Annotated in this window: 13 protein-coding genes and 1 pseudogene; 9 read left to right on the top strand and 5 right to left on the bottom strand. The window is 63.7% G+C overall.

The annotated features are described in order from the left end of the window. Window positions 1-6 precede the first annotated feature (6 nt). The 5 genes and pseudogenes from ACMCNM_RS11720 (at window position 7) to ACMCNM_RS11740 (ending at window position 7,393) form a co-directional block, all read left to right on the top strand. Entirely contained in the window at window positions 7-4,539 is a 4,533-nt protein-coding gene (locus ACMCNM_RS11720; protein ID WP_412764385.1) for an NEL-type E3 ubiquitin ligase domain-containing protein, read from the top strand. 228 nt (window positions 4,540-4,767) lie between these two features. Then, window positions 4,768-5,328, top strand: a complete 561-nt coding sequence (locus tag ACMCNM_RS11725) for a DUF4174 domain-containing protein (protein ID WP_186678798.1) — start codon at window positions 4,768-4,770, stop codon at window positions 5,326-5,328. Between the two features lie 33 nt (window positions 5,329-5,361). Next, window positions 5,362-5,763: pseudogene (locus ACMCNM_RS11730) on the top strand (calcium sensor EFh); the annotation flags it as partial. Window positions 5,764-5,877: 114 nt separating this feature from the next. Then, on the top strand, window positions 5,878-6,714 hold the full coding sequence (locus ACMCNM_RS11735) for a DUF692 domain-containing protein (protein ID WP_412764386.1): 837 nt from the start codon (window positions 5,878-5,880) through the stop codon (window positions 6,712-6,714). Next, window positions 6,695-7,393, top strand: coding sequence for a DUF2063 domain-containing protein (locus ACMCNM_RS11740; protein WP_186678793.1), 699 nt, complete (start codon window positions 6,695-6,697; stop codon window positions 7,391-7,393). Before ACMCNM_RS11735 ends, ACMCNM_RS11740 begins: the two co-directional genes overlap by 20 nt. 53 nt (window positions 7,394-7,446) lie before the next feature. Here the strand turns inward: ACMCNM_RS11740 and ACMCNM_RS11745 are convergent, their stop codons facing one another. The 3 genes from ACMCNM_RS11745 to ACMCNM_RS11755 form a co-directional block, all read right to left on the bottom strand. After that, window positions 7,447-7,956, bottom strand: a complete 510-nt coding sequence (locus ACMCNM_RS11745; protein WP_412764387.1) for a DoxX family protein — start codon at window positions 7,954-7,956, stop codon at window positions 7,447-7,449. 166 nt (window positions 7,957-8,122) lie between these two features. Continuing rightward, window positions 8,123-9,409: a sensor histidine kinase gene (locus ACMCNM_RS11750; protein ID WP_412764388.1), complete on the bottom strand. Its 1,287-nt coding sequence runs from the start codon at window positions 9,407-9,409 to the stop codon at window positions 8,123-8,125. Next, on the bottom strand, window positions 9,406-10,146 hold the full coding sequence (locus tag ACMCNM_RS11755) for a response regulator (RefSeq protein WP_412764389.1): 741 nt from the start codon (window positions 10,144-10,146) through the stop codon (window positions 9,406-9,408). Before ACMCNM_RS11755 ends, ACMCNM_RS11750 begins: the two co-directional genes overlap by 4 nt. A 219-nt stretch (window positions 10,147-10,365) precedes the next feature. Here ACMCNM_RS11755 and ACMCNM_RS11760 point away from each other — a divergent pair, with 219 nt between their 5' ends. Together ACMCNM_RS11760 and ACMCNM_RS11765 are read left to right on the top strand one after the other, a co-directional pair. After that, a complete protein-coding gene (locus ACMCNM_RS11760; RefSeq protein ID WP_099453530.1) occupies window positions 10,366-10,641 on the top strand; it encodes a DUF2790 domain-containing protein in 276 nt (91 codons plus the stop codon). Window positions 10,642-10,651: 10 nt separating this feature from the next. After that, window positions 10,652-11,167, top strand: coding sequence for a thioredoxin family protein (locus ACMCNM_RS11765; protein ID WP_186679034.1), 516 nt, complete (start codon window positions 10,652-10,654; stop codon window positions 11,165-11,167). Between the two features lie 84 nt (window positions 11,168-11,251). On the opposite strand, the gene ACMCNM_RS11770 is transcribed toward ACMCNM_RS11765, so the two are convergent. Beyond that, on the bottom strand, window positions 11,252-12,100 hold the full coding sequence (locus ACMCNM_RS11770) for a shikimate dehydrogenase (RefSeq protein WP_412764390.1): 849 nt from the start codon (window positions 12,098-12,100) through the stop codon (window positions 11,252-11,254). Continuing rightward, entirely contained in the window at window positions 12,097-12,546 is a 450-nt protein-coding gene (aroQ, locus tag ACMCNM_RS11775) for a type II 3-dehydroquinate dehydratase (protein ID WP_027593852.1), read from the bottom strand. Before aroQ ends, ACMCNM_RS11770 begins: the two co-directional genes overlap by 4 nt. A 224-nt stretch (window positions 12,547-12,770) precedes the next feature. On the opposite strand from aroQ, the gene ACMCNM_RS11780 reads away from it, so the two are divergent. Both ACMCNM_RS11780 and ACMCNM_RS11785 read left to right on the top strand, forming a co-directional pair. Next, window positions 12,771-14,018, top strand: coding sequence for a TolC family protein (locus ACMCNM_RS11780; RefSeq protein ID WP_412764391.1), 1,248 nt, complete (start codon window positions 12,771-12,773; stop codon window positions 14,016-14,018). 158 nt (window positions 14,019-14,176) lie between these two features. Then, complete coding sequence (locus ACMCNM_RS11785; RefSeq protein ID WP_412764392.1) at window positions 14,177-15,376, top strand: efflux RND transporter periplasmic adaptor subunit; 1,200 nt, start codon at window positions 14,177-14,179, stop codon at window positions 15,374-15,376. Window positions 15,377-15,384 lie beyond the last annotated feature (8 nt).

A 15,384-nucleotide genomic window follows, 5' to 3' on the forward strand; every position in this document is an offset into this window, starting at 1 on the left:
TTACGCATGGGCACTACACACTCGCCAGAGGATCAGGCTGCGGGCAATGCCGTCGTCCGCCCCGACACGCTGCAGCACGACAGCGACGCGTTTCAGGATGATTTCATCGGCAAGCGCCTGCCCCGTTGGTTGCGACAGGCGCCCATTGACCAACTGCCTGCGATCAGCCACGCCTTGGCCAAGAGCCTTGAAAGCCGTCAGCACCTGGGCGCGTTGCTGATGCGCATCGAAAACATCGATGGCTTCGTCGCCTCCCGGCTGGAGAAGGCGCTCAGCGAGCGTTACGGGGTTACCTACAACCTGCACCGGTTGAAGTTTCTCGAAGGGCGCCGTGAACCGGTGATCAACGCCCAGCCGGTGGGGGCTCACCTCACAGAAGTGGTGTACGACGAAAAACCACTGCTTGAGGTGGCACTGCGCAACTTTACCGCCGCACAGGCCAGTGCAGGTGGCCAGCCGGCGGGCAACCGGTTGCTGGTACCGCGCTCGGGCGCGCGCAAACCGCCCACCGCCGTAGCCTTTGCTGCGCTGTGCCGCGAGCTCGACCTGGGGCAGGGCTATCAGCAGCATCTGGACAGCATTCTGAAACCGGCCAATGACGAAAAACGCGTCGAGACGTTGCTGGTCGATGCCATGCGCTACGCCATGCTGGTGGACGGCTACAAGGCCCGGCAAGACAACCTGCTGGATGCCAGCGAGTTGAGATTGCTGGTGGGCATGTGCCTCGAGGGCAAGCTGCTGCGCCTGGCAGGTGACCTGGTGGTGGCCAAGCAGCTGAAGCTGCTCGGGTATGCCCTTGAGCAGGTGGTGGTGTTGGAGGTGATCGATCAAGGCCCCTTGTTCAACACCACTCGGCGTTTGCTGATGTATGTGCCGGGAGACCCGGTGGCGCCTTGGAGTGCATTCGACAGCCTCAGTGACCTGAACCGTGAACTGGGCCATCGCTTGCGCGTCAAGACGTATCAGCGATTCTTCAGCCGCTTCGTGCTCAGGCGCGATAGCCAGGCATTCTTCGCCACGGTAACGCCCATTTTTGACGACCTGCCGGCCTGGGCAAGTTATGACCTCGCCCCCCGTTTGCAGGCCTACCCATCACCGCTGTTCAACAGCCTCGCACAGTCGCGTATCCGCCAGATCAAAGAGGATGCGGCAATGATCGCGGTGCCGGTGGCGCGGCTCGACCGCGATGTCCAGCGTGCCCATGACGAGCGACTGGCTGCCGAAGGCTGGCTGCTGTTGAACCTGGCGTCGTTTTTTGTCCCGGGCCTGGGCCTGGTCATGCTTGCGGTGACTGTCTGGGAGTTGCTGGGCGAGGTTTACCATGGCATCGAGGCCTTGCAGGCGGGTGATGCCCAGGAGGCACTCGACCATTTGACCCACGTCGCCACTGACCTTGCGGTTATTGCAGCGACGGTGGCGGGCGTTACGGTGGCGCGGCGGTTGTGGGCGCGTTCTGCCGTGGTCGATGCGATGGTGCCTGCACAGCTGGAGGACGGTGGCAGCAAGCTTTGGCAGCAGGACTTGGCACCTTACCGCAGCGTCGCGCCGGGGCCTGCGGCTACGCAGGATGCCTTGGGGATTCGACGCCACGCCGGGCAGGCCTGGGTCGAAATGGACGGCCACCACTACCCTGTGGTCGGCCCCGGCAGCGATGGCCAATGGCAGCTTCGCCCGCGCAGCGGCAATGGGCCTGCGCTGCGTCACAACGGTGCCGGCGCCTGGCGGGTCTGGAGCGAGCAACCTGCGCAATGGGATGACATCCACCGCATGTTCCGCCGCCTTGGTACACCGTTAAACAGCATGACTGACGAGCAGATCGACCAAGTGCTGGGGTTTCATGACCTCGGTGCGGATCACCTGCGGGCCCTGCATGTGTATGGGCGTGCGCCCGAGGCCGGCATGCTCGACAGCGCCGAGCGTTGCAGGATCGATCAACGGATTCGCCAGATGATCAGTTGCTTGCGTGCGGGCGAGCCGGTCGAGGACGCCACCGTGCTGCAGCATGCCCAGCGCTTGCCGGGGGCAGCCGGTGCGTCGGACCCGCTGCTGGCCGAGCTCGTCTGGGCCCAGCGGCGCCTTTTATTGGGGCATGTGTATGACGCTGTGCAGGTCAGCGACAGCCCGGGCAGTGCTTTGCTGCGTAATGTGTTTCCGGGGTTGCACCCGCGGGCCGCGCAGGCGCTGCTGACGGCGGCCAATGGGGATGACCGACGGCGGTTGCTGCAAACTGGCCGCGTGCCATTGAACCTGGCCGAAGCGGCCAGGCGCGCTGTGGCGACCATTCGCAAGGTCAGGGTACTTGAAGCGTTGAGCCTGGATACCCCACAGAATGCCGACTTGGCGCGTGTCGCACTGGGGCTGCTCAAGCACTTGCCTGGCACTGGCCAAGGCGTGCGTTGGCGCTTGTTCGAAGGCCATCGCGGTGGGCCGCTGCTGGCGTCGACCGAGGACGGCGCGCAGGCATTCGATTTGCTGCACCACGCGGGCATGTTCCAATTGCTGGATGCTCACGCGGTGCCGCAAGGCGAGGCGGGCGAGTTGTTCGAGGTGATGGCCGCAGCCTATTCACCGTCCCAGCGGGGGGCGATGCAGGTAGCGGAGCCCTTCGCCCATAACCTTAGGGTTGTGCTGGCGCGTGAGGCGGTGCGGCGTCGTAGCGAGCTTGAAGGGTTGCTGGGTGTGCAGCCTAGGGGAATGTTCCGCCCACCCCAGCGTTTGGCCGACGGCCGTCTGGGTTACCCCTTGGGTGGCCGTAACTCGGGTGGCCCAGGCCGGCCAGAGCGGGCGCTGGCAGCGTCGGTGCGTGACCTGTTTCCTTCGTTCAGTGACGAACAGGTGGCTACATGGACCGACAATGTACGGCGTTCGGGGCGTCAGGTGGAAGCTGTATTGGCCACGCTGCGGGCAGAGTACAGGGTGCTGCGCAACAGCTTGGAAGGGTGGGTTGGGGACGCTGAAGGTGCTGTGAGGGAAGACCGTATCTGCATGCGTAACACGCTGCTAGATTGCTGGCGGCGCACCACCGACGCAGGGCAAACCCACCTCGACACCGACCACAACTACCGCATGGTCTTGTACAACATGCGGCCTGGGGAGCTGCCGGAAATGCCAGCACAGGTCAGCTTTGCTCATGTTTCCGATGTATCACTGCTGCGTATGGAATTGCAGGATGTACCAGCGAGCTTTCTGCTCGCCTTCCCGCGTGCACGGTTACTTGACCTGGGGGGGAATTTGCTGACTCGCTTGCCGCAGCCTTTGCTGGAAATGCGGCACTTGCGTCAGTTGACCCTGACCAACAACCAGATCGTGTTGACTACCAGCCAGGCTGCCACCCTGGCAAGCTCCACAACCCTGGAGTACATCGATCTGTCCCATAACCCACTGGGGCGCACTTTCACCTTGGATGGGCTCACCGCTCTTCGCTGGCTGAACTTGCGCAATACTGGGCTAACGCATTTTCCGCACGGCGTGCAGAGCCGCTTAAGCCTGGTTTACATGGATATGCGCGAAAACCGCCTCACGCGGATTCCAGAGTGGTTCTATCAACTGGCACCGGGCTTTCGGCGGCGCATCAGGTTGGCCGGCAACCCATTGGAGAACGCCGAACTGATTCGCCTCCAGGCGGCGCTAATGGGGCCGGTCATGCCGACGGACGAGGTGTTGCTTTACGAACAACTCGAGCGTGCCCGAGTCGTTTGGGGGGATGCTGTCGGGCCGCGCTATCGGGGCCTGCTGATGGCGGCGTGGGAGTCGGTAGACATAGGGGAGCCGGCAGATCGCTTCTTCCGCGTCCTTCAGCAGTTGCTGCAGTCCGCCGATTTTCACATCAATGCCGAAGCGCTCGCCCTGCGGGTATTGGCCGTGCTGCAGGCAATGGCCCGGGAGCCGGCCCTGCGCGAAGCCTTGATAGACATCGCCAACGATGAGTGGGGTTGCCAGGACGGCGCGACATGGTGCCTCAGCAACCTTGAGTTGAACGTGTTGGTGTGGCGCGCCCGGACCGATGACCCAGGCAATACCGAGCAGGCCTTGCTTGCGTTGGGGCGGCGGTTGTGGCGCCTGGATGAAGTCGACCGACTGGCTGTGCTGGACATCCTGGCACGCGGCGGCAACCCGGACGAAAGCGAAGTGGGGCTCGCCTATCGACTCGGGTTGCGGGACCGCCTGAACTTGCCCATTGCAGTGGGCGACATGAGTTTTCGCCCCCTGGCAGGTGTCACGGAAGAGCATCTTGCGCGGGCGCAGGCGCAAGTGCTCGAGGCCGAGACGCAAGAGGAAATCGCACGTTCGCTGGTGGACCGAACGTTCTGGCAAGGGCACCTGGAGCGTGCTCACCCTGAACGCTTCGCGCAAGTGGACAGGCCGTTCCGGCGCCGCCTGGATCGCGTGCTTGACGATGAGGCGTTGACGGACGAGGCCAGGCAGGCGGAGTCAGATGCGATTCTTGCGGCACAGCGCGCTGCCCGGCGCGGGTTGATGCTCGACATGACACTGGCGGCATTGGAGGCCGGGCCTCCGGGCGCTGCCATCGACGTATAACAACACCGCGTGTGAGGCGTAGCGCAGCCTTGCCAGCAGTGGCTTTGGGCTATGCTCAGTCAGGAGGCGGCCTTTTCGGCAAAGTCCGTCATCCTGATCTGATACATGGCTGGAAATTGTCAGTTACTTTTCCTTCGCCACGCAGCTTTTGAAGTGGTTTAGGCTCCAGGTCGGATTTTTCTCCGTGATCTGTAGTCATTGGTTTATCGAGACATTAAGGAGATGTGTATGCTCGTCCGGTCACTGACCCTCGCTACCTTGCTCGCCGTCACCGGCCCACTGTTCGCCGCCGACAGCGACGCTCCATTGGCCAAGGAGCTGGGCAAGGCACGGCCTCTGGTGATCATTGCTCCCAGTTCTGCCGACCCGACATTGCGTGGGTTGAACAAAGCCTTGGAAGACCCGGAAATTCAGAAAGCCTTCAAAGAGCGCAGCCTGGTGCTGTATAGCGTTGCCAAGATGGTCGGCAAGCGCGAGGACAAAAACCTCGAGCAGCAGACCACCATGGCCCTGATCCGCGAACTCAAGCTTGGCGCGAGCGCGGGCACCAAGGTGATCCTGGTGGGCAAGGACGGAGAACGGCACATGCTCAAGGACGACGCCACGGGTGAGCCAATCGACCCGCAGGCCATCCTCAAGGCGGTCGATGAACTGCCGGCGAGCGAGAAGGCCGTGACTGCGCCAGAGCCTGTCGCGGTGGCACCTGAAACCAAGGGCAAGGACAGCAAGCCGGCCAAACCCGTCAAACCTGCCAAGCCCGCAGCGCCGCCCAAGCCGCTGGAAGACTGACAGCCTTCACCCGCCACTGGCCGCAGGGGGCGGGTGCTCTGTATCACACTGTATCCTGCAGGCCTACAGACCGATTCATGTACAAAATGCCGATTTCGGCGATACAACCCCGACACACCCACCCGGCCTAATGGCTCCACTTTCCAACCACAGTGGAGCTACACCATGACTCATGCACGCAATACCCTCGGCTTGCTTGGCGCCGCCCTGATCGGCAGCATGGCCTTGGGCAGCAGCGCGTTCGCTGTCGAGCCGATGTCCCAGGGGTATCAGCTGGCGTCGGCAAAGGTGCCTGGCGAAGGCAAATGCGGTGAAGGCAAGTGCGGTGGCAGCGGCAAGGCCACCCAGGGTGAGGGCAAGTGCGGCGGCGACAAGAAAACCAGCCATGGCGAAGGCAAGTGCGGTGAAGGTAAATGTGGCGGTGCTGGCAAGGCAGGAGAAGCCTCGTCCAGCAAAGTGACCGGTAAGTCCTGAGTTAAACCCTTGGAATGACACAACGCCCCTCCTGCTGGTCAGGCGGGGCGTTTTGCGTGTTGTGGAGACTTATCGATGACGACCACACCCTTGCTTGTCGGCCTTGGCCTGCGCCGTGGCCTTATGCATGAATTGCTTGCGTTGGAAGACGGTGCCGTGGATTTTCTGGAGTGCGCGCCAGAAAACTGGATTGGGGTCGGAGGCGCCTATGGCCAAGGCCTGGCGCAATTGACCGAACGGTTTGCGCTGGCCTGCCATGGGCTGTCTTTGTCCTTGGGCGGCAGCCTGCCGCTGGACCGGGGTTTGCTGGACCAGACCCGGCGCTTTCTCGATCGCCATCAGGTACGCCTGTACAGCGAACACCTGAGCTATTGCAGTGATGACGGCCACCTCTACGACCTGATGCCGATCCCCTTCACGCAAGAGGCTGTGTATCACGTTGCCGCCAGGATTCGCCAGGCCCAGGACCATTTGCAAAGGCGTATCGCCGTGGAAAACATCAGCTATTACGCGGCGCCCTACCAGGCGATGAGCGAGTTGGACTTCATTCGCGCCGTGCTCGACGAGGCCGACTGCGACCTGCTTCTGGACGTCAACAACGTGTTCGTCAACGCCTGCAACCATGGCTACGATGCGCAGGCCTTCCTTCAGGGGCTGCCGCCAGCACGCGTTGTCGGCATGCATGTGGCGGGGCACTACGACGAGGCCCCGGACCTCAAGGTGGATACCCACGGCGCCCCCGTGAAGGAGGATGTCTGGTCGTTGTTCGCGATGGCCTGCAAGCATTTTGGCGCACAGCCGACAACGCTTGAGCGAGACTTCAATTACCCGCCCTTGGCCGAACTGCTCGAAGAGACTGACCGCATTCGCACGCTGCAGCGGGAGGTGTCGCATGAGCGAATTGTTGCGTGAACAGCAGTTCTCGCTGGCGCGGCATCTGCGAGATCCGCAGCGGCATACCCCACCGCCTGGCATCGAGGCACGCCGGCTGAAGGTTTACCGTGAGCTGTTCTATGGCGCCATCGAAGGCCTGCTGGCCGGCAGCTTTCCGGTGCTGCGGCAAACCTTGGGCGAGCCGCGCTGGCATGCCCGCGTGCGGGATTTTTATGCCAACTACCGCAGCCAGACACCCTTGTTCACCGAAATTGCCGAAGCGTTCATCGACTACCTCCAGGGCGTCGAACTGGATGCCCCGTGGCAGTTGGAACTCGCCCACTACGAGTGGATCGAGGCCCAGCTGTACCTCAGCGATGCCGAAGACCCGGCTCATGACCCGCAGGGTGACCTGCTGCAGGGGGAGCCGCTGCTGTCGTGCACGGCCAGGGTATTGGCCTACCGTTGGCCAGTTGACCGTATCAGCCTGGATTATCAACCGCAGGAGGCACCTGAACTGCCCACCTTGCTGCTGGTCTACCGCGACGCCGGGCTGCAGGTACGCTTCGCTCGCCTGGCACCCATGGCTTATCGCTTGCTCACAGAGGTGAGGGGTACTGGGCTGGCGCGTCTGCACGCATTGGGTGGGGATCAGGAGCAAGGCTTGGCATTGCTGGAAAGCCTGCGCGCGCAAGGCATTGTCATCGGTACAGCCTGAGACAAAAAACGGGCTCGGCGCCGACTGGCCCCGAGCCCGTTGCTATTTACGCGTCATGCCCTGGCTGCGAACCGCGCGTTGAGCCAGTGGTCAAGGCTCAAGCGCCCGGCCCCCTTGAGCAGCAGTGGCAGCAGTGCCACCAGGTAGATCAGCGGCAACTTGAAGTTGCCGAAACCCTGGTCGGTGATGGCATAACCCTGTGCCAGCTCCGCCAGGCTCGACCACTGTGCCGGCCAATGCACCGCAGCAATGGCCACCACAGTGATGACCATAAGCCCAGCCGAGGCCAGCCGTGTGCCCAGGCCAAGCAACAGCAGTAAAGGCAGCACCAGCTCGGCCCACATCGACAGTTGCCAGTTCAGCGCTGCGGGCAGTGCACTGAACGGGAAGGGGAAGCTGGACTGCAGGTCGCCGAACCAGTTGGTGCCGTTGTATTTTTCCAGACCAGACTCGAAAAACTCCCAGGCCAGAAACAGCCGCAGCGGCAAGTCGGCGCTCCAGCTTCCGAACCGGTCAATGTGGCTGAAGGTGTGGGTAAATGCCGTCATGTTGGGGCGTGTCATCGGTTTAACTCCTGGCGTGCCAATGTGTGGCCGGGAGTGTGTAGCGGTGGCGTATCGGCAGTGTGTCGGCGCAGGCGACAGTGTGTATCAGACTGTAGCGATCGGTTGCGTAAGGCGGCATCCCTATCACGCATAGACCTTGAGGGGGGCGAGATGCAGGCGGCACTCACTTCAACTCGATCTGTGCACACAACCCGCCACCTTGGCGATTGCTCAGGGTCAAGCGCCCACCCATGGCCTGGGTCAATTGCTGCGCGATCGCCAGCCCCAAGCCGGTGCCTCCGGTACTGCGGTTACGCGAGCTTTCTACCCGGTAGAACGGCTTGAGCACCTCATTGAGCTCATCTTCCGGAATCCCCGGCCCGTCATCGAGTATTCGAATCCGGGTGCATCCTTGTTCACGGCTGACCTCCAGCTGTGCTTTACCTGCGAACTTCAAGGCGTTGTCCACCAGGTTGACCAACACCCTGCGCAGCGCATGCGGGCGGGTTTCCAGCAGGCCGTCGGCGTTGCCGTGGCGTTCGACCTGGGCGCCGCTGTCCTGGTAGTCGAACACCAGGCTGTCGAGGAAGGCATCCAGGTTGATCCGGCACGGGGCTTCGGTGTTGATGTCCATGCTGCGGGCATAGGCCACACCTTCACGTACCAGGTGCTCCATGGCATCCAGGTCGTGCCACAGCTTGTCTTTCTCGACCCCCTCGTCCATCACTTCGACCCGCAACTTCATGCGGGTGATGGGGGTTTGCAGGTCGTGGGAGATCGCCGCCAGCAACTGCATGCGCTCCTTGAGGTAGGCCGCGATACGCGCCTGTAAGGCATTGAAGGCAACGGCGGCGTACTTCACCTCGCGCGGGCCGCTTTCGTCCAGTTGCACACCGGGTTTGTCTGGGTCGAGGTTATCCACCGCCTGCGACAGGCGGGTGAGCGGGCCGATGGCCAGCCGCACTGCCAGCCAGGTGCACAGCAACAGCACGGCCAGTTGGATCAGCAGAACCACCGGCAGCCAGCGGGCGATTGGTACGGGGGTCGGGGTAACGTCGATGGTCAGGGGCGCGTCATCGGCCAGGTTCAAGTGCACCTGAAAATGCGCATTGGGGCCGGGGATCTCTTGGAAGGTCAAGCGGTAGTCGTTGCCGATGGCTTTGACGATCGACTCGGCGGCCATGGGCGGGTCGCTGGTCGGCATCGCCTGGCCATCCTGGCCCTGGTCAAGGTGGTAGCGGTAGGTGCGCCGCTCCAGGCGCGGCAGCCAGGCGGCACGTTCGGCGGCGGGCAGGCGGTCGAGGATGGCCACCGAAGTGGCGACGTCCTGCTCCAGGTTGCTGAGCATCATCGTGCGGCTGCTGATGTAGCGCTCGTAGGCTTGCAGGCCGAACGACAACCCATAGGCCAGGACCAGCCCTGTGAAGAAGATCAATGCCAGGCGCGAGGCCAGGGTACGGGGCCATTTCATGAGGGCGACCCAAGCAATTGCACCGGCAGCGAGAACACGTAGCCTTCGCTGCGCACAGTCTTGATGCAGCTGGGTTCGCGGGCGTCATCACCCAGGCGCTGGCGCAGGCGGCTGACCAGCAGGTCGATGGAACGGTCGAAGATGTCCGCCTCACGACCCTGGGTGAGGTTGAGCAGTTGCTCGCGGCTGAGCACCCGCTGCGGGTGGTCGAGAAATACCCGCAGCAGTCGGTACTCGGCGCCGCTCAGGGCCACCAGGGTGTCTTCACTGTCGAGCAGGTGGCGTGCAGTGGTGTCCAGACGCCATGGGCCGAAGGCCAGCAGGCGGCTGCTTTCGCTGATGGTCAGGTTCGGCGGCAGCATGCGCGTACGGCGTAGCACGGCATTGATGCGGGCCAGCAGTTCGCGGGCGGAGAACGGTTTGGTCAGGTAGTCGTCGGCGCCCATCTCTAGGCCGATGATGCGGTCGGTCTCGTCGTTGCGTGCGGTCAGCATCAGCACGGGCGTGTTGCGGTGTTTGCCGGCACGCAATTCACGGCACAGCAATAGGCCATCGTCGCCGGGCATCATGATGTCGAGGACGATCAGGTCGACGCTGTTGGCTTCGAGAAAGGCGCGCATCTGCCGGCCATCGGCAACGATGCTGGTCCGCAGGCCGTTCTTCTTCAGGTAGTTGCCGACCAGTTCGCGGATCTCGCGGTCGTCGTCGACGATCAGGATGTGATCGACGTGTTCCATGCGCAGCGTTCCTGTATGGGGTGGGGTTGGCGCAGTGTACCGAGCGTTATCGCGCTTGCCTGCGGGGTTTTGTATTGCAGTGTATCTGGCGTTGACAGAGATACAGGAGGAAGCAGATCACAGGCTCGGGTGACACATACGGGATACCTGGCGGCCGTGTAATGGCTCTCGACCGGGGAGCAACCCTCCCCACCTAAAGCGTTACACAGGAGAGTTGCCATGAACCTCAAAGCCTTCGCCAGCGTCAGCCTGTTTGCCGTGTTCAGTTTCGGCGCCATTGCCGCTCAGGCCGCCACCACCGCGATGAACGATGCCAGTGTGATGCAGTACCGCTACGGTGATCATCTAGATGTGAAGAAAGTCCTCTCGGTGCAGGATGATCAGGGCAACACCTGCGGCCTGGTCAACACCCGCATGGACTACCTCGATTCCAAAGGTCAGCACCAGCGCGTGGAATACCGCTCGTACGCCACCGGCGGTTGCCATGACAATTGATCGCCGCCTGATGTTAAAGGTGGGCGGCATTGCGCTGGCCCTGACAGGCCTCGGCCTGGCGGGCTATCTGGAGGCCCGCGACAGTTACGGCGCCATGCCGTCGCTGGCGGGGGCCAGCCAGTGGTTGAATTCGCCGCCACTGGATGCGCCGGCGCTCAAAGGCAAGGTGGTGCTGGTGGACTTCTGGACTTGGGACTGCATCAACTGCCAGCGTAGCCTGCCGCATGTGAATGACTGGGCACGGCGTTACGCCGACCAAGGGCTGGTGGTGGTGGGCGTGCATACGCCTGAGTATGACTACGAGCATGACGTCGCGACCTTGCGCGACAAGGTGGCGACGCTGGGGATCGGGTACCCGGTGGCGGTGGACAATGATCACCGGGTGTGGAATGCCTGGGGTAACCAGTTCTGGCCGGCGCATTATTTTGTCGACCGCACAGGGCAGGTACGCCACGTGCATTTTGGCGAGGGGGATTATACCGGGCAGGAACAGGTGTTGAAGGCCTTGCTGGACGAAAAGGGTTGATGCGCCTGGGCCGGCCCTTTCGCGGGCAAGCCCGCTCCCACAGCCTGTGGGAGCGGGTTTGCCCGCGAAAGGGCAGCTGCCGACTCAGCTAAAACTGGAAAAATGCGCCTGCATCCGCGCCGCATCGGCCTCGCGCCCACTGAACAGCTCGAACGCCTTGACCGCCTGGAACACGGCCATGTTGCTGCCATCGAGCGTGCGGCAACCCAATGCCCGCGCGGCGCGCAACAGTTCGGTCTCCAGCGGGAAGTAGATGATCTCTGCCACCCACAACCGTTCATGCAGCAGCTCCACCGGCAGCGGGGTACCCGGCAGCTTGGCCATGCCCACGGGCGTGGTGTTGACCAGCCCGTCCGCCTCGGCCAATGCTGCGCGCAGGTCAGTGCCGAGCACCGCACGGCCGGCACCGAAATGCCCGTTGAGGTTATCGACCAGCGCTTGTGCCCGCGCCGCGTCGACTTCGAACAGCACCAGCCGTTCGACCCCTTCGCCCAGCAGCGCATGGGCCACGGCCGAGCCTGCGCCACCAGCGCCCATTTGCACCACTTGCCGGCGTGCCACATCCGGCAGGCCGCGGCGCAGGCCTTCGGCGAAGCCCAGGCAGTCAGTATTGTGGCCAACCCGCTTGCCGTCCTTGAGCACCACGGTGTTCACCGCGCCGATCCCTCGGGCTTCATCCGACAGCTCGTCGAGCAGCGGCAGAATCGCCTGTTTGAACGGGTAGGTGATGTTGAGCCCGGTGAACCCGGTGTGCTGTGCAGCATCGAGCAGGCCGGGCAGGGCGCTGTCGTCTAGCTGCAATTGATCGGCATCAATCAGGCGATACAGGTAACGCAGGGATTGCGCGTCACCTTCATGCTCATGCAGCGCAGGGGTGCGCGACAGCTGGATGCCGCGGCCGATGAGGCCGGCGAGGATGGCCTGTTGGCTCATGCGGTCTGCTCCTGGAACATTTCCGCGAAGTGGCTCAGGGCCAGGCGGTAGCCATGGCTGCCCAGCCCGCAGATCACGCCAACGGCAATCGACGAGACGAACGACAGATGGCGGAAGGGCTCGCGTTTGTGCACGTTGGACAGGTGCACCTCGATGACGGGCAGTTCACTGGCCACCAGGGCGTCGCGGATGGCCACGGAGGTGTGGGTCCAGGCGCCCGGGTTGATCAGGATGCCAGCACAGCGGCCACGGGCGGCATGGATCCAGTCGATCAGTTCGCCTTCGTGGTTGGTCTGGCGGAATTCGATTTCCAGGCCTTTGGCAAGGGCACTGTCGGCGCAGCCTTGGGCCAGGTCAGCAAGGGTTTCATGGCCATACTGAGTGGGCTCGCGGGTGCCCAGCATGTTCAGGTTAGGGCCGTTCAGCACAAGAATAAGGGGCTTCATGAAAGGCATCGCTTTGTTGTTTTTGGATGCGCTTATCTTTGTACCACCTGGTTAGTTTCGTCAATTGCATGAACGGACTCGGATGGGAAAGTGGGCGATAACCGGACGTTTTGCGCCAGTGCCGCCCCCCCGCTGATTACAGCATTGTAATGTTCACGCCACCGCCCCGATAAGCACGCCGCCCTACAGTCCCTCGCCAACGCTCGCCGACGAGGACCTGTTTCGTGCCCTGCACCCGTGCCATCCCCCGCAAGATCGCCTTGCTTTGCCTGTTACTGGCTGCCACTGCCACTGCCACTGCCAGTGCCCAGGCCAGTGGCAGCCTGAGCCTGCCCGAAGCGCTTAGCGCTGCCTTTGCGCAAAACCCGGAACTTGCTGCCGCGGGCCGTGAAATCGGCATTGCCGAAGGCGAGCGGCGCCAAGCGGGGTTGATACCTAACCCGCAGCTGTCCTGGGAAGTCGAGGACACCCGCCGCGAGACGCGCACCACCACGGTCACCCTGAGCCAGCCACTGGAGCTGGGCGGCAAGCGGGGAGCGCGCATCGCCGTCGCCGGTGCCGGCCAGACCATCGCCCAGCTTGACTTGGAACGCCAGCGCAATGGCTTGCGCGCCGATGTGGTGCAGGCCTTCCACGCGGCCCTGCGTGCGCAAACGGCGCTGGAGCTGGCGCAACAGTCCCAGGCACTGACGGAGCGCGGGCTGCGGGTGGTACAGGGCCGCGTCACGGCCGGCCAGTCTTCGCCGGTGGAGGCGACGCGGGCCCAGGTGCAACTGGCCCAGGCGCAGGCGCAAGTACGCCGCGCCGCCTCACAGCGCAGTGTGGCTTATCAGGCGTTGGCGCGGTTGACGGGCAGCCCGGTGGCACGCTTCGACCGCCTGCTGGCCACTGATTTGTCGCCGGGTGCCGCGCCTGCGGCCGAGGCCCTGCTGGCCAGGGTTGAACAGACCGCCGAGTGGCGCTTGGCGGCGGCGCAGGTCGAGCGCGGCGAAGCGTCGTTGGGCTCTGAAAAGGCTCAGCGCATACCCGACCTCACCGTCAGCCTCGGCAGCCAATACAGCCGCGAGGACCGCGAGCGAGTCAACGTGGTCGGGCTGTCGATGCCGCTGCCGTTGTTCGACCGTAACCAAGGCAACGTGCTGGTGGCTGCGCGACGTGCCGACCAGGCCCGTGACCTGCGCAATGCCGTTGAGTTGCGCTTGCGCAGCGAGACCCGCAGTGCCCTCAGCCAATGGGCCACGGCCATGCAGGAAGTGCAGGCCTACGACCGCACCATCCTGCCCTCGGCGCAGCAAGCGGTAGACACCGCCACCCGTGGCTTCGAGATGGGTAAGTTCGCGTTTCTCGATGTGCTCGATGCCCAGCGCACGCTGATCGAGGCGCGGGGCTTGTACCTGCAAGCCTTGGCCTCGGCGACTGATGCGCGGGCCCAGGTCGAGCGCCTGTATGGCGACCTTGAGGGCGGCTTGTGATTCAGGGGCCGCTGCGCGGCCATCGCCGGCAAGCCAGCTCCCACAAATGAAGCGCCACATTGATGCACGGTGCCGTCCCTGTGGGAGCTGGCTTGCCGGCGATGGGTCGCGCAGCGGGCCCATTGGCTTGAGCAAAAACACGAACAGCAGGAGCAACAATGGATAACCCACGCAAGATCGCCCTCCTGGCGGTCGCTCTGGCCGTGCTTGGCCTCGGTGGCCTGGCCTGGACCGGCAACCTCGGCCAGGCCTCGAGCGACGAAGCCCAGCACGACGCGCATGGCGAAGACGGCCACGGCCACGATGACGAGCAGGCCGAAGAAGGCCACGCCGACGACGAAGGCAAATTGCACCTTTCCACCGCCCAGATCGAGGCGGCTGGCGTGCAGTTGGTAGCGGCCGGCCCCCGCGAGCTGGGCACCGCCATCAGCTACCCGGGTGAAATCCGTTTCGATGAGGACCGCACGGCGCATGTCGTGCCGCGTGTACCGGGCGTGGTCGAGTCGGTGCAGGCCGACCTCGGGCAGGCGGTAAAGCGCGGCCAGGTGCTGGCGGTAATCGCCAGCCAGCAGATTTCTGACCTGCGCAGCGAACAACAGGCAGCCCAGCGCCGCCTGGAACTGGCGCGTCTGACCTTCCAGCGCGAACAGCAGCTGTGGCAGGAACGCATCAGCGCCGAACAAGACTACCAGCAGGCTCGCCAAGTGTTGCAGGAGGCCGAGATCGCGCTGGCCAATGCTCGGCAAAAGGTCGCGGCAGTCGGCCCCGCCGGCGCCGGCAATCGCTATGAGTTACGCGCACCCTTCGATGCGGTGGTGGTGGAAAAACACATGAGCGTGGGCGAGGTGGTCGACGCCTCCAGCAACGCCTTCACACTGTCCGACCTGAGCCGGGTCTGGGCCACTTTCGCCGTCGCCCCCCGCGACTTGAACCGGGTCGTCACCGGGCGCAGCGTCACGGTCAGTGCGCCGGACCTGGGCGTCGAGGTCGAGGGCACGGTCAATTACGTCGGCAGCCTGCTGGGTGAACAAAACCGCGCCGCCACCGTGCGCGCCACCTTGGCCAACCCCAACGGCGCCTGGCGCCCTGGGCTGTTCGTGAACATTGCGGTCAGCGTCGAGCGGTTGACCGCCGCCGTGGTGGTACCGGAAAGCGCGTTGCAGACCTGGGAGGAGCAGACCGTGGTGTTCGTGCGTACCGAGCAAGGCTTCGAGGCACGCCCGGTGACGACAGGGCGCCGCGACGCCGGCCAGGTAGAAGTGGTCGCCGGGCTGGATGCAGGCATTCAGGTCGCTGCCGCTGGTAGCTTCGTCCTCAAGTCGGAGCTTGGCAAAGGCTCCGCCGAGCACAGCCATTGAAACCGGGG

Origin of the sequence: Pseudomonas sp. NGC7, from assembly GCF_047159675.1 — a bacterium.
Lineage (GTDB): Bacteria > Pseudomonadota > Gammaproteobacteria > Pseudomonadales > Pseudomonadaceae > Aquipseudomonas > Aquipseudomonas kermanshahensis.

Excerpts from the sequence above, each read along its gene's own strand:
- ACMCNM_RS11745 (WP_412764387.1), bottom strand. The coding sequence starts at position 7,956 with ATGACACGCCCCAACATGACGGCATTTACCCACACCTTCAGCCACATT.
- ACMCNM_RS11760 (WP_099453530.1), top strand. The coding sequence starts at position 10,366 with ATGAACCTCAAAGCCTTCGCCAGCGTCAGCCTGTTTGCCGTGTTCAGT.
- ACMCNM_RS11720 (WP_412764385.1), top strand. The coding sequence starts at position 7 with ATGGGCACTACACACTCGCCAGAGGATCAGGCTGCGGGCAATGCCGTC.
- ACMCNM_RS11725 (WP_186678798.1), top strand. The coding sequence starts at position 4,768 with ATGCTCGTCCGGTCACTGACCCTCGCTACCTTGCTCGCCGTCACCGGC.
- aroQ (WP_027593852.1), bottom strand. The coding sequence starts at position 12,546 with ATGAAGCCCCTTATTCTTGTGCTGAACGGCCCTAACCTGAACATGCTG.
- ACMCNM_RS11740 (WP_186678793.1), top strand. The coding sequence starts at position 6,695 with ATGAGCGAATTGTTGCGTGAACAGCAGTTCTCGCTGGCGCGGCATCTG.
- ACMCNM_RS11735 (WP_412764386.1), top strand. The coding sequence starts at position 5,878 with ATGACGACCACACCCTTGCTTGTCGGCCTTGGCCTGCGCCGTGGCCTT.
- ACMCNM_RS11770 (WP_412764390.1), bottom strand. The coding sequence starts at position 12,100 with ATGAGCCAACAGGCCATCCTCGCCGGCCTCATCGGCCGCGGCATCCAG.
- ACMCNM_RS11755 (WP_412764389.1), bottom strand. The coding sequence starts at position 10,146 with ATGGAACACGTCGATCACATCCTGATCGTCGACGACGACCGCGAGATC.
- ACMCNM_RS11785 (WP_412764392.1), top strand. The coding sequence starts at position 14,177 with ATGGATAACCCACGCAAGATCGCCCTCCTGGCGGTCGCTCTGGCCGTG.
- ACMCNM_RS11750 (WP_412764388.1), bottom strand. The coding sequence starts at position 9,409 with ATGAAATGGCCCCGTACCCTGGCCTCGCGCCTGGCATTGATCTTCTTC.
- ACMCNM_RS11765 (WP_186679034.1), top strand. The coding sequence starts at position 10,652 with ATGTTAAAGGTGGGCGGCATTGCGCTGGCCCTGACAGGCCTCGGCCTG.